This is a genomic window from Lederbergia citri (genome assembly GCF_018343625.1).
Taxonomy (GTDB): domain Bacteria; phylum Bacillota; class Bacilli; order Bacillales; family Bacillaceae_C; genus Lederbergia; species Lederbergia citri.
Window position 1 is genome coordinate 62,107 of sequence record NZ_JAGYPG010000002.1, and the last position, 15,952, is coordinate 78,058.

General features: G+C 35.9%; 15 protein-coding genes and 1 pseudogene. 4 read left to right on the plus strand and 12 right to left on the minus strand.

The genetic code is table 11. The annotated features are described in order from the left end of the window. Positions 1-303 precede the first annotated feature (303 nt). The 3 genes from KHA97_RS08920 to KHA97_RS08930 all read left to right on the plus strand — a co-directional run bounded on the left by KHA97_RS08920 (position 304) and on the right by KHA97_RS08930 (position 2,724). Positions 304-456: a hypothetical protein gene (locus tag KHA97_RS08920; protein WP_213124414.1), complete on the plus strand. Its 153-nt coding sequence runs from the start codon at positions 304-306 to the stop codon at positions 454-456. 335 nt (positions 457-791) lie between these two features. Continuing rightward, on the plus strand, positions 792-1,214 hold the full coding sequence (locus tag KHA97_RS08925; protein WP_213124415.1) for a hypothetical protein: 423 nt from the start codon (positions 792-794) through the stop codon (positions 1,212-1,214). Positions 1,215-2,259: 1,045 nt separating this feature from the next. Beyond that, positions 2,260-2,724 (plus strand): low molecular weight protein-tyrosine-phosphatase, encoded by a 465-nt coding sequence (locus tag KHA97_RS08930; RefSeq protein ID WP_213124416.1) that lies wholly within the window; start codon positions 2,260-2,262, stop codon positions 2,722-2,724. 219 nt (positions 2,725-2,943) lie between these two features. Here the strand turns inward: KHA97_RS08930 and KHA97_RS08935 are convergent, their stop codons facing one another. From KHA97_RS08935 to KHA97_RS24595, 7 genes are all read right to left on the minus strand, one after another. Next, the gene (locus tag KHA97_RS08935) at positions 2,944-3,924 is read right to left on the minus strand and encodes an NAD(P)-dependent alcohol dehydrogenase (RefSeq protein ID WP_213124417.1); all 981 of its coding nucleotides are present in this window, start codon (positions 3,922-3,924) and stop codon (positions 2,944-2,946) included. Positions 3,925-4,378: 454 nt separating this feature from the next. Continuing rightward, on the minus strand, positions 4,379-5,110 hold the full coding sequence (locus tag KHA97_RS08940; RefSeq protein WP_213124418.1) for a hypothetical protein: 732 nt from the start codon (positions 5,108-5,110) through the stop codon (positions 4,379-4,381). After that, positions 5,103-5,630, minus strand: coding sequence for a sigma-70 family RNA polymerase sigma factor (locus tag KHA97_RS08945; RefSeq protein WP_213124419.1), 528 nt, complete (start codon positions 5,628-5,630; stop codon positions 5,103-5,105). The genes KHA97_RS08940 and KHA97_RS08945 overlap by 8 nt, the downstream gene beginning before the upstream one ends. 344 nt (positions 5,631-5,974) lie before the next feature. After that, the gene (locus tag KHA97_RS08950; RefSeq protein ID WP_213124420.1) at positions 5,975-7,477 is read right to left on the minus strand and encodes an FGGY-family carbohydrate kinase; all 1,503 of its coding nucleotides are present in this window, start codon (positions 7,475-7,477) and stop codon (positions 5,975-5,977) included. 65 nt (positions 7,478-7,542) lie between these two features. Then, entirely contained in the window at positions 7,543-8,130 is a 588-nt protein-coding gene (locus tag KHA97_RS08955) for an SIS domain-containing protein (protein ID WP_213124421.1), read from the minus strand. A 16-nt stretch (positions 8,131-8,146) separates the two neighbouring features. Beyond that, positions 8,147-9,073 (minus strand): ROK family protein, encoded by a 927-nt coding sequence (locus KHA97_RS08960; RefSeq protein ID WP_213124422.1) that lies wholly within the window; start codon positions 9,071-9,073, stop codon positions 8,147-8,149. A 220-nt stretch (positions 9,074-9,293) separates the two neighbouring features. After that, entirely contained in the window at positions 9,294-10,310 is a 1,017-nt protein-coding gene (locus tag KHA97_RS24595) for an N-acetylmuramoyl-L-alanine amidase (RefSeq protein ID WP_407658010.1), read from the minus strand. A gap of 330 nt (positions 10,311-10,640) precedes the next feature. Here KHA97_RS24595 and KHA97_RS08975 point away from each other — a divergent pair. Continuing rightward, positions 10,641-10,943: pseudogene (locus KHA97_RS08975) on the plus strand (response regulator); the annotation flags it as partial. 295 nt (positions 10,944-11,238) lie between these two features. Here KHA97_RS08975 and KHA97_RS08980 read toward each other — a convergent pair. The 5 genes from KHA97_RS08980 to KHA97_RS09000 all read right to left on the minus strand — a co-directional run bounded on the left by KHA97_RS08980 (position 11,239) and on the right by KHA97_RS09000 (position 15,914). Continuing rightward, positions 11,239-11,961, minus strand: coding sequence for a TerC family protein (locus tag KHA97_RS08980; RefSeq protein ID WP_213124423.1), 723 nt, complete (start codon positions 11,959-11,961; stop codon positions 11,239-11,241). Between the two features lie 112 nt (positions 11,962-12,073). Beyond that, entirely contained in the window at positions 12,074-12,295 is a 222-nt protein-coding gene (locus tag KHA97_RS08985) for a hypothetical protein (protein WP_213124424.1), read from the minus strand. A 58-nt stretch (positions 12,296-12,353) separates the two neighbouring features. Further along, complete coding sequence (locus KHA97_RS08990) at positions 12,354-12,758, minus strand: YugN-like family protein (protein WP_213124425.1); 405 nt, start codon at positions 12,756-12,758, stop codon at positions 12,354-12,356. 97 nt (positions 12,759-12,855) lie between these two features. Further along, entirely contained in the window at positions 12,856-14,205 is a 1,350-nt protein-coding gene (locus tag KHA97_RS08995) for a glucose-6-phosphate isomerase (RefSeq protein ID WP_213124426.1), read from the minus strand. 464 nt (positions 14,206-14,669) lie between these two features. Then, positions 14,670-15,914 (minus strand): Glu/Leu/Phe/Val family dehydrogenase, encoded by a 1,245-nt coding sequence (locus tag KHA97_RS09000; protein WP_213124427.1) that lies wholly within the window; start codon positions 15,912-15,914, stop codon positions 14,670-14,672. Positions 15,915-15,952: the final 38 nt, after the last annotated feature.

Sequence of the window (15,952 nt, forward strand, 5' to 3'; positions counted from 1 at the left end):
CTCTTATATGGGTTGGGGCATAACAAAAAGACGGCCTCTTATTAAAGAAAAACGTCCGTTCGTATTATATGGTCAGCCAGAAAATATTTCTGATTGACCATTTTTTATATCGATATTTGATAACTGTAGCCGGGGTAGAACGTAAGCGACCTGGGGCTAAGACCTCGTCCGCAAAACAGTTCACCCCTACTTGTAGAAACATGTTTGAGGCTGGTTGGAACAATTAACCAGCGAAGCTATGACACTATGAGGAGGATTTAGGGGGTATCGGCAATTATATTATTGAAGGAGGATTTTTAATGAATGAGTCATTGGTCTGGATTTGGCAAAAGTGTAAGTCAGGTTCAAGCATATTTGGAAAGTAAGAAGCCCTACAAGAAAAGTTTCAAAGTAAAACATGATCTTGATGGGTTAGCTAGTTTATTAGATTTTATTCAAGAGATAGAACATATTTGAGGAGAACGTCCCCCTCTTGTAACAATTGATTATTAACTTGTTATAATCCCACTATTCAATTGAACAAACCGCCTGTTAGTAGAAATATCTTCATCAAAAAATGCGTTATTCCTTCTCTAATCAACGCACTCGATAGTTTAAGTTTTCTTCACAACTTCACCCTTACTTATTCCTTTAGTTAACAAGGAATATCTTACTAATACACAATTTCCTCGTATTGTTCATTAACATCAAATAATTATCTAATGATAACCGCATATTTTATACATTTTACATAATTCTCCAAGCACTTTAAAATTTCACAGCATAATCTTTTAAAGAAAGGAGTGAAGTAATTGGGAATTGTAAAATATTGTCCTTGTGATTGTTCCGCAACTCTTAAATACTTCGAAGGTGAAGGTGACACTTTTTATGAAGCAAACATTTGTCCTGATTGTGAAAATCCTTCTGGAAGTTCACTTACTATAACGTCCCCAGATGGAACATTTTTTGAAGCAAAATCTTTTAACCCTACAAGTTGTATGACGACACCAGGTGGAGTTTTATTAGTTACTAGTGGTGAAGGTATATCAGTTCCTAGTGGTAGTGATGTATATGGCTACCAACGAAATTTATTTTCGCTTTTTTTACAAAAAAGTGATATTCAAGTCAGGTTTGATCTTTTTTTCAAATCTATTGATAAGAATGGATCAAGCTATACTACATCTATTGCAAAAATTGTTCCTGAAGATGCTATAACAATTACTAAGTGTCCATAAGAGGAGGTTTATTCCTTCTCTTTTACTAGTAAACAATTTCCGTCAATTGTGAAGTTAATAAACAATTTCTTCTTCAACTATCCTGCCCGTTAGTCCAATAAGAAAGGGTTGCAAATAGCAGCCTAATTATTAAGATACCCCCCTTTAGTACAATTACTTTAAAAAAGTTAAAATATTGAGGCGATAGAGAGATAAATACATATGGTTGTGCAAAGGTATAAAATTATAGCCTTTTTAAAATTCCTTCTAATTTTAAGACCATATGTTAAAAAGAAGATAGCGGCAGCTAATTTCGAAAAACTTTGCATATAAGCGTAATTTGAAAGAGATGAACTGCTTAGAATAATAGAAGCAAGGAAAGTTATAGAGATTAGTAATTTAAACCACAAAGGTTCAGTAAGAAATGTTTTAACCATAAATTTTAACCTTTGCATGGGGTAATGCTCCCTTCAAGAAAATAATTATTTACAATTCTGCTCATAGTTAGAATTGCTGTGTTGAATAATATGATTTTTACGTTCCTTTTATACGATTGATGGAACTATATGTTTCAGCTTTTAGTTTTTCTTTTTTCACTAACCTGCCTGTTATCTTAATAACTTCAACAAAAAAAGCGTTAATCCTTCTCGATTAACGCACCCTTGAGCTTAAATGTAGTTCATTACAAATCAGCTGTTAGAGAAAAAAGAGTTATTTTAAACACTAAATAATGAAAGACATATCACAGGATTTCTTGGGAACATTCACTAAAATCAGTACTAGGGCCGTTCCAAATTTCTGTTTTGTACATATGTTGTAATGACAAAAAGAAAGGGAAATGAGGCTCTATACATGGCAGATGGTAAATAGGAATTGATTTTGTTCTAATCATAGTATGTTTATACTCCTTATCGTCATAGGAGCAGATTGGTATAAAAAGACTCCAATAATGGCTAAGGTGTGCAAGACAACACATCTGTCCAATCCACTATTTTGTAAATACATAATTCATTACAAAAGAGCGTATTAAAATGGAAAAAATAAGATAAATAAAAAGGGGTAGTACATGATAAACGTTTTATTTGTGTGCCTGGGGAATATTTGCCGTTCACCGATGGCTGAAGCTTTATTTCGTTACTTAGTCAAAAAAGAAAATTTGACAAACAAAATCGCAGTTGATTCTGCTGCGACCAGTCCATGGCAAATCGGCTTCCCTCCGCACGAAGGAACTCTTGATATTCTAAAGAAATACAATATCTCATCCGATGGGCTTGTTGGACGCCAACTAAAGAAAAAAGACTTTTGGAAGTTCGATTATATTATTGGTATGGACGAAAGCAACATAAAACATATTTATAGGATAACCGGTAAGCCTAATCATCCAAAGATCATTAGGCTACTAGACCTGACCAAGTACAGGAAAGATGTCCCCGATCCATTTTACACAGGTGATTTTGATGAAACCTATCGTCTTGTTTCGGTTGGTTGCCGGGCATTACTCAACAAAATACGCAGCGAACAAAACTTATAACAACAAGGCATCTATCTTAATGCGACGGTCAAAACAGATCCAGCTAATGAAGTAGAAGCCGTTAATTAATTGGGTAGCCCTTATTTTAATTAAGGGAGGGATCGCTGCTGCCACAACCCCAATCCACCACTATAGCACCTGTTTGTTAAGTACAATAGTTCACAAATTTACTTTGCTAGGAATGGTAACACTCTTAATATATTTCAACAAAATTTTTGTTTAAGTCTGATTATTTTCCAAGCAGACAACCACCTTTCCCTTGGCGTGTCCTTCCCCAAGATAACGAATAGCCTCCGGAACCTGACTTAACGAGTATCGTCTATCTATAACAGGTACAAGTTTACCAGTAATGAAAAGTTCTTTTAAAAAATTTTGGTCATTTTTATTTGGTTTATGAACAAGGATAGACATTTTTTTGCTTTCAGTTTTATAAATCATGGGTCCAAGCAACAATAGTTGCAAGATCAGAGACATGGAGCCTCCAATCATAACATATTTGCCTTTAGGATTTAGTACACGCTTGTAGTCGAAGATAGACCGAGTTCCAACAACATCGAGAATCAGATCATAAAATTTTCCTCTTTGTGTGAAATCTTCTTCAGTGTAATCAATCACATGGTCTGCACCAATGGCGATTAGTGTATCTAATTTTTTCCTACTGTCCACACAAGTTACTTCAGCCCCATATAATTTGGCAATTTGCAATGCAAAGGTCCCAACACCTCCACCAGCACCATTAATTAAGACCTTTTTAGCTTCATGAATCTGTCCTTTATCACGAAGCCCCTGCAGAGCTAGAACTCCCGCTTGTGGTATCGCAGCTGCCTCCTCAAATGTCATACTGGCAGGCTTTAGCGTTAATGCTTCTGCATTAACACTTACATATTCTGCAAACCCACCCCAACCACACCAGGATACGTCTCCGAATACTTCATCCCCTACAGAGATATGACTTACTTCTCTACCAATTGCTTCAACTTTTCCTGCTATATCAGCACCGAGGATTTTGTATTTTGGTTTTAGCATTCCACCAAGACGAGCCAGGAAAGGTTTGCCTCTAAGGAGGTCCCAGTCCCAAGAATTCACAGAAACAGCATGAATCTTTACCAATACTTCATTTTCTTTTAGAGTAGGAATTTCTATTTCTTTTAGATTAAGAACGTTAGTCGTTCCGTATTTATTGTAAACCATTGCTTTCATCATGGGTTCTCCTTCACATTTGAGTATGGACGAAATTCATCTGTTCCTGCCTTTAATCATTATTAAAGGGTTTTGATGAAGTTAAGAGTTTCCTGTTTTTAGAGTATGTTTATTTTAAGACTACCATTATGAATATCATTCTATGTGGAATACTATATATTTCTTCCTAACTTGTGTTAATCCCTTCTTCAAGTAACCTGTCCCGTTAGCATGTTAGATTTGTGGCATTAGAAAAAGTGCATTTCATACTACGGAAACGCACCGATTTTCGAATATATCAATATCTAAATCTTTTTCTACAGTTCTTATTTTACATCAATAAACTAAGACACAGTCATTTGTTTAATAATTAACGAGAAACTTATGTTTTCTAATGAAACTAGGTATCTCAACCATCACCATTTAATAAAAATCAAAACTCTTACTCTTTCAAAATTTAATGAGGTATTGCTCATTAATTAGGATGAGTTAACAGAATGGCTTGCTTAAAATACTGATAGTACCCTTCCTCTTTTAGCTTCTCCACAGTATTAATCTCACCGCTTTGCATGAAAATGGCGAAGGGTTTTTTGTCCACGACAGGATAGGCCATTAACATAATCTGGTCATCAATTTTATTCATAAAAATAGGGATATTGTCAACTTTATCAATTTCTTCAATAGACATTCCATGAGAAGAATGATGATAATTAAACATTTTATCAACAAAATCCTTATACGAATCACTTGATTCAAAATTCTCCATCAAAATGTTCCTTTCTCCAACGCCAGTCGTTATAAAGTAAACCCCTTCTGAAACTGTCAGCCACACACTTTGATCAGGTGGTCCTATATTAATCATACGGTTCATTTCATCCCCAAATTCAACTGTTTTCCATGACTTAGGCATGACCGTAGTAAAAGTTTCTAATTGAACAGTTGTCATGTCGTCAGGAATAGCATAATGGTTCCCTGATCGAAACTGATTAGAGATAAAAGGAATGATCGTTACGAATGCTAACATTAGACAAACGATACTTCCTAAAACGTATTTAAATTTACCAGTGTAAAATATAATTTTTGGCTTTTTTCTTTCTGGTAAGTTTTCCAGTGTGTAGTGTATTCTTTGTTTTATCAATTCAGGAACTTCCAGTTGTTCCTTTTCAAACTGCTTCTTCAAAGCAAAGTCAATTTTACTGTTATTCATTTTCTATACCCCTTTCATCCTTATATAGATTGAGGACAGATGAGAGTTTCTGACGAGCACGGTTCAATCTTGATTTAACGGTCCCTTCCCTTACTTTCAGTATTTGTGCAATTTCTTTAATTGAAAACTCTTCATAGTAAAAAAGTATAAGTACAGTACGATGGTTATATTCTAGCTTCGATAATGCTAACTTTAGATCGATAAGTGCTTCCGTATTTTCTTCACTACTTCCAATATCATCAACTGATTCTAATAAAATTATTTTTTTCCTTTTTCTTAATATGTCGTTACATTCATTGATAAGTATTCTAGTAAGCCATGTTTTAAAATATTTTGGTTGTTTTAGATTAATAATAGAATGGTAACTCTTGAGTATTGTTTCCTGTATGGCATCGGCACAATCCGTATCATCTTTTAAGATGCCTTTTGAAACACGGTACAAAGTAAGCTGGCATTCTTCAATTAAACGAGAAAACGCCTCTTTATCTCCTTTTTGCGCTAACAATACATCCGTTTCCAATTCGCTCTCCCCCCTTCGATCATTAGACTTTAAAGATTGCAAAAGGTTCCCATATATTTCCGTATTTAATTTGAAACTAAATAATTAATTTACCCCTATGTAAATTTTCAGCAGAATTAGGATTGCTGAGAGATGGCGATTTCCCCATAAAAAAAGGACACTAAACTGTCCTTAATGAAGCTAATCACGATAAATGTTAAGTTTAATTAGTGTATTAGATAAAGTGTTGAATAATCGTTCCTTGACCATTTTTGACATATATAATCAATATTTATCCTCTTATTCCTCAAGCTTTTACCGACCAAAAATAGCCCTTTTTCATAATCTCCTAAATCATACTTAGCTCAACTTTGTTGTTTTTTATAATAAGTTCGAAGTAGCTCTTCCATCAAAAGATAATCCCGTTCATAAACAGCCTGATAAGCAGAATGATTTACTTCATTTGGTCTTATTTCACTAAGAAACTGATTGCTAATTTTTTCAATAGCTTCTAGTTCATCGCGATATATTCCACTGCCAATTCCAGCCGCCATCGCTGCGCCTAGTAGGGTGGACTCGCTTATATCAGGAATAGAATATGTACATCCTGACACATCTGCTTTTATTTGCATCCAATATTTATTTTTCGTGCCGCCGCCTACGGCCACTACTTTGGTTATCTCTTTTCCAGCAATTTCTTCAGCTGATTTTTGAACTAATTTCATTTGATACGCTGTACCTTCAAGCATTGACTTAATGATGTCTTTTCTTCCATGATTTTTTTCCAAGCCAATAAAAGCTGCTTTTGCATATGGATTTGGATTCGGAGCCCCACTTCCAGACAAATATGGAAAATATAAAATTCCAGTAGGACCTTCCGTAGTTTCTGCAAGTAAGCGAAGCATTTCGTCATACGATAGTTGGGTATCAGAAAGTTGTGAACGCATCCATTCAACCGATCCACCTGAAGATGGATTTCCTCCCATCCAAAAATACCGATCCTTCACGACATGACAGCCATAAGATAAACCTGATTTGAATTCCTTTTCTCCAAGTCGTCTCTCCTTAAAAGAGCCAACTAATGTTTCAGCTGTTCCCATAGAGTCAAGTATAGTATCGGGATTAACTGCTCCAACAGCTAAAGCCGCACAAACGTGATCATGACCTGATACTGCAACTGGTGTACCTTTTGAAAGCCCGAAATCAATACATTCTTGATTATTTACTTCTCCAATCGGTGTTCCAGCCAGGTGAGCCGCAGGAAATAAGGTATCGTCTAATCCAAATGTGTTTAACCAAGGAACATCCCATATTTTTTCATCGATTCGAAAACCGTACGTCCTTGCCCCAAGTGAATAATCTGTTCCAAATTCTCCCGTTAGTTTAAATGCGATAAAATCTGAAGCAGATAGCCAAACCGCATCTCTTGTAATATTAGAATCTTGTTTTTTTAACCATAATAACTTCGGCAAACCATATTTAAAACTAGGCCGTAAACCCGATTTAGAAAAACGATCAATAGGATCTGATGATTTTAAAATAAACTCTGTTTCTTCCATTGCCCGTTTATCGAACCAAGGGATCATTTCCGTTTTCGGCAACATAGACTTTTTATCAATGAGCAGCCCTGTTTCTGCCATACTTGTAATCCCAATGACTGAAATGGATTGCTTATAATCTTCAATCGCATCTTTTATATTTGAAGATACAATCTCCCAAATCTCATCTGGGTTATAAAAAGCTTGCCCATCTTCTCGATAATGGGTCTTTGTCGCTCTGCTAGCAATTTTCAGGCATTTTCCCATTTCATCAAATACAGCAGCCTTACAGTTCGTAGTTCCAACATCAATCCCAAGCAGCATTTTCATATGATTTTTCCTCCACATCTACTTTAAGACAGTCTTATTTTCCCTAATCCGCCAAACAAAATGTATTATTTTTCTAGTAACAATTTATTCCTAACATTCTCTTTCCTCATATATTGTGAGATTACATGGTTAACATACATATGAGCATCCTCCACTACTCCGTAGTCACTTGAAGGAATAACAAGTGAAATATCAGAAAGACCTTTCATTCTTCCTGCTTTTTCTCCAATTAATGATATAATGGTTGCTCCCGAATCTCTTGCATATTGAAATGCTCGAACTACATTTTCGGAGTCGCCGGATACAGAAAGACCGATGACGATATCTCCTGGATTTAAGACATTTTTTAACTGTTCAACGAAAATATCTGCGTAACTCATATCATTCCCATAGGCTGTCATAAGTGGAATTTGATCAGTCAAACTGAATATTCGTATCCTTTTCACTCCATCTACATTGACTCCTTTACCAAAATCACATGCCCAGTGTGAAGCAGAAGCTGCACTTCCTCCATTCCCCAACACAAATATTTGATGATTCTTTTCGGTTGAGTTTTTAATCGTCTTGTAAATTTTTTCAATGATACTGACATCTAACTGTTGGATTACCCTTAACCATTCGGATTGATATTCAATATAGTAGGATCGAAACAAAACATTCAGCTCCTTATCATTCGTTTGCATATATCAAACTAGCAGCCCCTATTAAGCCAGCTTCGTACCCAAGAGCTGTTCTTAAAATAGGAATGTTTTTATTTGATTCATCAATTACTGCCGACCGAAATGTTTTTCGGATGTGCGGCTCAAGCAAGTCGAATGACAAGCTAACTCCCCCGCCTATAATAATTGCACCTGGATTTAAAACATTTGCTGCATATGAAAATGCTCTCCCAATATATTCGCCAGCTTGCCTATAAATATCTAAGGCTATTTTATTTCCGTTATAAGCCAATTCCGCGACATTTTTTGCTGTTGCAGGAGATATTTTTTCCATTTCCGCCATTTTAGCAATTGCGGTTCCGGATGCATGTGCCTCTAAACATCCGCAATTTCCGCAGCCACAAAGATTGCCATTTTCCCATTCAACGACTAAATGTCCTATCTCACCAGCAATAAAATGTTCACCTTCATAAACTTTGCGGTCAATTATTATTCCTCCGCCAATTCCAGTACTGATTGTCACCCAAAGAAATTGATTAAACTCTTTTCCTTTTCCAAAAACAAGTTCACCCAAAGCACAGGAATTTACATCATTTGCAATTCGAATCGGTATTTCCGACCATCTTTCTTGAAGATAATTTTTAACCTGCACATTTTTCCATCCTGAATAAGGTGCATGAATTAAGACGCCATTTTTAGGATCAGCCAATCCAGGTACATTCACACCAATCCCAAGTAATGAGTCCTCATTGATACTTATTTTTTGTATACAATCACCTAAAATTTTTATACATTTTTCAATATGGTCTTTAGGATGGTCATGGATGTTTGTTGGAAACTGTTTAGTAATCAATATTTTCCCTGTGCTATCAACCAGTCCTATTAGGGTCTTTGTCCCACCTAAATCTATTCCGGCTACCACTTTTTGATTGGGCAATCCATTCACTCCCTAATCTAAATCATATAAAATTTGAAGTAGTATCAGAGTTGAGTATCTAACAAAGCACTATTTTGTAAATACTGTTAATTTATGTATTCACTTTACTATATTAGAAATGTTTGCAATATCATTGTCAATAATTATTTCATTATTTCAAATAATTTTAAAATAAAAAAGCTATAAAACTACCATAATGGTAGTTTTATAGCTTTTTAGCCTATATTTTCTCTACATACTGAGGATTTGCAGTAATATATGTTCCACTTTTTAATTCGTACATTTTTGATCCATTTACGGTGAAAGCATCGACTACTGTAAATACTTCCCTCTTCTTAACCTTTCCTTCCCGAGCATTCCAGTCAGGTTTGTTGTAATACCATAATTCATTTGCTTTCACTCTTATCAGGAAATTTTCCGGTCCATTTGCCCCGTTATTATGTTTTGGATTAATCCAACTCCCTGGCATCCCTTTTACTTTTGTAACGTTAACCATTCCTTGTGAACGGTTGAATACGAAATAATCCCCTTTTGTTACTGTGGTTTTCTTATTACCTTCTGCCTTTGCATCAACTGCTGTATAGTAGCCATCCAACGTTTTATTAACTTTGTATTTTTCATCATTTGCTTTCTCATTTGATGAAGAAGTGACCGATGTTGAAGATACAGCAGCTAATGGTTGAGAAGCTTTCTTTTTTAACTTCAATGCTTTTTCTAATCCTTTTGCATGTCCTCTTGCTATCTTGTCCAAAAAGGATGACTGGCTTAACAGATTTGCATCGTGTGCGTTATCAATAAAGCCATTTTCAGTTAACACACTTTGCATTTGGGACTCACGGACCATATGAAAATCGGCTTCTTTTTTTCCGCGATCAATCAACCCAGTAGCTTTTATGACCTCGTCATGAATGATATTTCGTTTTTGGTCAGTTGCAGCACGACTTGGAAATTGTCCAATATAAATATAACTTTCAAAGCCTGAACCACCACTAGCGTTAATATGGACTGAAAGCAAAAAATCTGCATTCCAAGCATTTGCTGCATTAGTCCGTTCAATTAATGAAACGGTTTGATCACCCGTACGACTCATCTTTACTTGCACATTGTCATATTCATTTATTAACATTGTCTCAATTTTTTTGGAAATGCTTAATGTCAAATCTTTTTCCCTTAATCCATATCCTGTGGCTCCTGTATCAGAACCCCCGTGGCCAGGGTCAATAAAGATTTTCACCACTTTGCTCTCCTCCTTTTACATGAATTATCACGATTGACATGGCAAGCACCTTTTTAGATTTTTAACCCCTTCTATTTATAATGATATGAATACTTCGCCATTACGGTTACGCCCATAACAAACTTCAAGTCCATGAATCTTCTGTTAAATGAATAAAGATATTTAAAAGACGATATGTTATCCTAGTTAAGATCCATTTAATGGGATAAGAAGGAGTTTTTGATTGGGCATCGAAATTGTTTTTTTGAGATAAAAAATTGAATATGCCATTTTTTTAAATGTGGTGATATTCGCACAAAGAATGGAAGTGAAAGTGTGCAAAGGAATGTTATGCTTGTAGAGGATAATAGAGATATTAGCAAATTGGTTAAAAGTCACTTGGAACAGGAGAATTTTACGGTACTTACTGCATTTGATGGAGAGGAAGCATTGGCTCTTCTTAAAAAATATAAAGTGGATTTAATCTTACTTGATTTAATGCTCCCTAAGCTAAATGGGATGGATTTTCTAAAGCAGATAAGAACAACAAGTTTAGTTCCTGTCTTAATCATTTCTGCAAAAGGGAGTGACATAGATAAAGCGTTAGGTCTAGGTTTTGGTGCAGATGATTATATCAGCAAGCCTTTTTCCATGTTTTAGGTTCAGTCCTCGTTTCTGGAAATATAAAAAAATAAATTTTAAAGGTGCCTAAATGTAACTTTTTTTCTTTTTTTCAATAACATTTCTTTAGAATTAAATAATGCTTGGATTTAAAAATTTCATTCTTGTTAATATAGATAGAGCAATTAACGTACTCTTTTTTATGAATCGGTCCATTAAAAGGAATTACCATAATCCCCTTACAAAGAAACATTCTCCAAAACTCTTCCAAAGACAACAAAAAAACAACCAGCTACGTTTACTTGTAACTGATTGTTTAAAATTAATGTTATTGGCTATACTGCTGCCCTTCTCTTCTTTTAAAGGCATTTCTTTTATTTGTAAAATATCCTGTAAGTAGGACAAGTACTGTAATGCATGCAATTGTTAAATAAGTCATTAGTCCTTCAGAGATGCCGATCCACTCGTCAATATGCTTGTCCTTTAACAGCATTTCTCCAGCCGTCCATGCTAAAATGCCGGAACCTGCATAAGCAATCCAATGATACTTATCCATAACTTTTACGATAAATTTAGAGCCGAAAATCATGATCGGTATACTGATTGCAACTCCTATGGCAATCATCATAACGTGACCATCTGCAGCACCAGCTACCGCAACAACATTATCTAAGCTCATTACGGCGTCCGCCATTATAATCGTTCCTACTGCTTTCATAAATCCATTATGCGATGATATATGTGACTCATCTTTTCCACCAACAAGAACAGTGTATGCAATCCATAAAAGCAATACACCACCGATAATATTTACAAAAGGAATCTGCAATAACCAAACGATTATGATGGCAAATACGATCCTTAAGATGACCGCTCCAGCCGTACCCCAAATAATAGCCTTATTCTGTAGTTCCTTCTTTAAGTTTCTAGTTGCCATAGCAATTACAATTGCATTATCACCTGATAATACAATATCAATAGCGATAATTTTCAACAATACAACGATGGCTGCCGAGCTAAATGTAATTCCTAGTATTGATGCTACGTCCATTATATTTCCTTCTTTCTAAGGAAGTTAACTTTTCTATTATATCATAATTTCTGCATCACTACTATTCACTAGCTTGAATTGGAAATAATAAAGGATATTATCATTTACCAATTTAAGCCCCTCGGCTAAACTTCTTTTTCGGAACTCTTATAGAAAGGATATTTTCAATCTTAAAAAACCTTTGTTTTCTGCGCAAATAACAGAAGGCCTTAAATGTTGACTCTCCTAGTGCTAAAACCTTGATCGTCCTTTGAGTTACAACCATTTTATCCGATACATATATCATTTCTAACTTAACTCCGGATGCCAAAGATTCTACAAGAAGTCTCCTCATTTATAAACCTCCTTTTAAAAACATTAAGGAACAGGCGTTCAATTTCATCAAATAGAATTTAATAAGATACTATGGTTTCTAATTCGTTTACTAAGTCTTTCCCCATTTGAATATACTTTTCATCGAGGCTGCCATCAGAATCTTCCGGTTCGGAAAATTGGTTGAACGAAGCCGACATATTGCTACTATCAGCATGGTCATCCAACCCCTTTTGATATACATGAGATAGAACAAATGGTGTTCCTAATTTTACGACGACCCCTGGTGTATCAAGTTCACCCCAAACAGCGGTAAATGGAACGCGAAGGAATTGATATCCACCATCATCAGCCATTTTATAATCAAAAAAACCACGATCATATTCCCAATTGCCACCAATGACATATCCCTTAGGCTTCAGTAATTGTTCCAACTTATGTAAATTAAACTCCTTGCCTTCTATCGTTGAATTGATTTCAAACACTTTTCAATCACTCCTTCGTTTCCAACTATTATTCCATGGAAAACGAAGGGTTATTCTCATAAAAAAGGAGCACCTACATTACGTAGGTGCCTCCACATTATTTCAATCTTTTTTCTAATTCTACTTTTTTCTCTTCGAATCCAGGTTTTCCAAGAAGTGCAAACATATTTACTTTATATGCTTCTACTCCTGGCTGATCAAATGGATTAACACCAAGTAAATATCCGCTTATCGCACAAGCTTTTTCGAAGAAATATACGAGATAACCAAAAGTGTAAGCGTCCATAGCAGGAATTTCTACTACTAAATTGGGAACACCGCCATCTGTATGAGCTAAAAGTGTACCTTCAAATGCTTTATCATTTACGAAATCTACCGTTTTACCTTCTAAATAGTTCAATCCATCTAAGTCGCCTTCTTCACTTTCGATGACAAGCTCATGGCGAGAATTTTTCACCTTAATGACCGTTTCGAATAAATCACGACGGCCTTCTTGTACATATTGACCAAGTGAATGAAGATCTGTAGAAAAATTAGCTGATGAAGGGAAAATTCCTTTTTGGTCTTTTCCTTCACTTTCACCAAATAATTGCTTCCACCACTCGGAAAAATATTGCAAGCCTGGTTCATAGTTAATAAGCATTTCAATTGTTTTTCCTTTATTGTATAAAGCATTGCGAATGGCCGCATATTGGTAAGAAATATTTTTATCAAGCTCAGGACTGCTAAAATCGTCGCGGGCATCTGCAGCACCTTTCATCATTTCTTCAATATCCACACCACTCACCGCAATTGGAAGCAACCCGACTGCTGTTAGAACAGAATAGCGACCTCCCACATCATCCGGGATAACAAATGATTCATAGCCTTCTTCATTTGCTAATGTTTTCAATGCACCCTTCGCTTGATCAGTTGTCGCGTAAATACGTTTCTTAGCCTCTTCACTTCCGTACTTTTCTTCTAAAAGTTTGCGGAAAATACGGAAAGCTAGCGCAGGTTCCGTTGTGGTTCCCGATTTAGAAATAACATTGATAGAAAAATCTTTTCCGTCAAGCAAATCCATTAAATCCTTCATGTATGTCGAGCTAATATTATTTCCTACAAAAAAGACTTGAGGCGTTTTACGTTTTTCAGAAGGCAGAGCATTATAAAAACTATGATTAAGCATTTCAATCGCTGCACGTGCGCCTAGGTAAGAACCGCCTATTCCAATAACTAGCAAAACATCACTATCTTTTTTGATTTTTTCTGATGCTTTTTTTATGCGAGAAAATTCTTCTTGATCATAATCAACCGGAAGATCCACCCAACCAGTATAATCATTTCCAGCTCCAGTTTTTTCATGTAATTGCTTATGAGCTGTTTCAACTGCTGCTTGTAAATATGTAATTTCATGTTCACCGAAAAATGTCAGTGCTTTTGAGTAATCAAACTTAAGATGTCCCATCACTTTTCCTCCTTAGAACAAAATCTATATGGTATACTCTAGCCCAACGAGGGGAGATTTTCAAGAAAATTAAAGCACGCGAGGTACAACTTAGTGGAATAAGCTTCTTACCTTCTATTATGGAAAGGTGTTTTATATAGATGTAACGGGACTGGCACTTTTAAAATTCGTATTCAATTTTTAGTTAATTATTGTACGTGCAATGTGCCAATTTTTACTCGACTTTTGTATATATACCAAATCGTAACCTTCAGTTACCTTTTCCACTTTGCCAAGGGGACCAATAACTGGATTGGTATTCTTTCGCAAAAATAAAGGTTGTGCAGTACAAAAGTTTTTTCTATGGCCAAGTACAACGGTGATTCCATCATTTCGATTCCTAGTTATATACGCCTTCAACGAAATTCAATACACTCGAAATAAAATACCACAGTGACTCTCACTGTGGTATTTTAATCATTATATTACACCCATCCTCTAAAACGGGAAGCCTCTGCTACGTTGCGCAGGCCGACCATATATGCTGCAAGTCGCATATTTACTCGACGGCTTTCGGCGGTATTGTAAACATTTTCGAATGCTTCAACTAGCTTTGTTTGAAGCTTTTCGTTAACTTCTTCTTCCGTCCAATAGTAACCTTGATTGTTTTGGACCCATTCAAAGTAAGAAACGGTAACCCCTCCGGCACTTGCAAGGACATCCGGAACAAGTAAAACTCCTCTTTCACTTAATATTCTAGTTGCTTCTTCTGTTGTCGGGCCATTTGCTGCTTCAACAACAATGGATGCTTTAATATTAGGTGCGTTTTCTGCAGTAATTTGATTAGCCACTGCAGCTGGTACGATAATGTCGCAATCCAGTTCAAATAGTTCTTTGTTTGTAATTGTATTATCAAACAAGGTTGTAACTGTTCCGAAACTGTCACGACGATCTAGTAAGTAGTCGATATCCAAACCATCAGGATCGTGGAGAGCTCCATACGCATCAGAAATACCTACGATTTTTGCTCCCGCATCATATAAAAACTTAGATAGAAAACTTCCTGCATTTCCAAATCCTTGAATAACGATTCTGGCATTTTTTAAATCGATTCCTCGTTTTTTGGCAGCTTCTTCAATACATATCGTTACACCTTGAGCAGTTGCCTTTTCCCTACCTTGTGAACCACCAAGCACAATTGGCTTTCCTGTAATAAAGCCCGGAGAATCATTTTCACGAAGACGGCTATATTCGTCCATCATCCAAGCCATGATCTGAGAGTTTGTGTATACGTCGGGTGCCGGAATATCTTTTGTTGGACCGACTATTTGACTAATAGCACGAACGTACCCGCGGCTTAAACGCTCTATTTCGCCCATAGACATCGTACGAGGGTCGCAGATGATACCGCCCTTTCCCCCACCGTAAGGAAGATTAACAATTCCACATTTTATACTCATCCACATAGACATTGCTTTTACTTCTTCTTCTGTTACGTCTGGGTGGAAACGGACACCACCTTTTGTAGGTCCAACTGAATCGTTATGTTGCGCTCGAAAACCTGTGTAAATGTTGACAGATCCATCATCCATCCTTACTGGAATTCGTACGGTCAACATTCTCATCGGTTCTTTTAAAAGTTCATACATCTCTTCACCGAAACCAAGCTTATGGAGGCCATCTTTTATTACCTCTTGTGTTGATGTAAATAGGTTAAGATTTTCTGCCATTGTTATTTTTCGCCTCTTTATTTTGTAATCAGGTTCAT